This window comes from Streptococcus sp. 20925_1_44 (genome assembly GCF_041432435.1).
GTDB lineage: Bacteria > Bacillota > Bacilli > Lactobacillales > Streptococcaceae > Streptococcus > Streptococcus infantis.
In genome coordinates this window covers 1-1394 of sequence record NZ_JAPVZQ010000011.1, presented here as the reverse complement: position 1 = coordinate 1394, position 1394 = coordinate 1, and the positions used below count along the sequence as shown (strand labels likewise).

At 36.7% G+C, this 1394-nt stretch carries 1 protein-coding gene and 2 pseudogenes; all 3 read right to left on the bottom strand.

What is annotated here, in order from left to right; all coding sequences use genetic code 11:
• Nucleotides 1-785 (bottom strand): annotated as a pseudogene (locus O3643_RS08310) (N-acetylmuramoyl-L-alanine amidase family protein); the annotation flags it as partial.
• Between the two features lie 106 nt (nt 786-891).
• A pseudogene (locus O3643_RS08305) lies at nt 892-1227 on the bottom strand (aminotransferase class IV); the annotation flags it as partial.
• Nucleotides 1228-1256: 29 nt separating this feature from the next.
• Nucleotides 1257-1394 (bottom strand): Ltp family lipoprotein (locus tag O3643_RS08300; RefSeq protein ID WP_371501120.1); only part of this gene is annotated, 138 nt, incomplete at its 5' end.

The following is a 1394-nucleotide window of genomic DNA, read 5'->3' as shown; positions in this document are numbered from 1 at the left end:
AGATAGTAACTACCGACCCAGGTATTACGAGCATAGCTACCTTCTGCTGTCAAATAATAATGAGCAGAGGATTTCTTATCATAAATCCATTCGTTCTTAGCTCTCTTACCATCAGATTTGAGATAGTAATTACCAACCCAGGCATTTTGGACATAATTTCCCGATGCATTTAAATAGAAGTAGGAGTTAACCTTTTTATCAAAAATCCACTTATTAGTGACTTTAACACCATTTTCATAGTACGAAGACCCTACCCAGCCAGATTGGACTGTAGACTTTGGCTTATCCTGTTTAGGTGTCGTATTTTTTTGTTTATCAGATTGCTTTGGTGCAGTACCTTTGGATTTCTCTGATTGCTTTGGAGTGCTAGATTTAGGCTTCTCTGTTTGTTTTGGAGTGCTAGTTTTTGGCTTTTCTGATTGTTTTGGAGCGCTAGATTTAGGCTTCTCTGTTTGCTTTGGAGCGCTAGATTTAGGCTTCTCTGTTTGTTTTGGAGCGCTAGATTTAGGCTTCTCTGACTGTTTTGGAGCGCTAGATTTAGGTTTTTCTGATTGTTTTGGAGCACTATCTTTAGGCTTCTCTGATTGTTTTGGAGCACTATCTTTAGGCTTCTCTGATTGCTTAGGTAAATTATTTTCTTTTACGTTACCATTCTTAGGCGTACTCTTTTCTTGAGCAGAAACTTGCTGTATTGAAAAAGGGGACATACCTGCTGTATCTGTAAGCAAAGCAAGTCCAAGTGTTGCTGTCGCTATGCTTGTTACTATATATTTTTTTGATTTCATCTTAAACTATCCCTATTTTTAAATTTAATGACGCCTACATTATATCAAATGCTTAACTTTATTTCAAATTCAATATTTAATGTTCACAAATAATATCTAATAGCCATTATATTGTTAACTCATACAATTCCCTAACCGCATTGCAGGCATAAATAACTTCTGCTTGCTTCAAATCTTCTATGGTTAAGACCTTCTCTTCTACCTGCCCGCTTTCAAGTAAATGCTGGCGATAAATCCCTGGTAAAATGCCAAGACTACTAGGTGGGGTATAGAGCTTGCCATCCATTTTTAAGACCAGATTCCCAATAGAGGTTTCAAGCAATTTTCCATCAGCAGTGTGATAGATGATTTCCTGCTCTCCCACTGTCAAATGTGGTCGGTGTGTCGTCTTAAAGTAGGTAAAGGCCTGCCCCAAATCAGCTTCTTGCTGACAAAGCTTTGCATGAAAAAGTTACATCTAATAATCAATAACTATTTATCCCCTAGTTTTTGAATGGCATAGTTTGCTTCTTCTTTTGTAAATTTTCCAATCCAAGGAGAAGTTAGCCTGTTATAAATTTCTGTTTTTGATAAATTGCTATATTTTCGGTATTCTCTTGCTTTAACTAA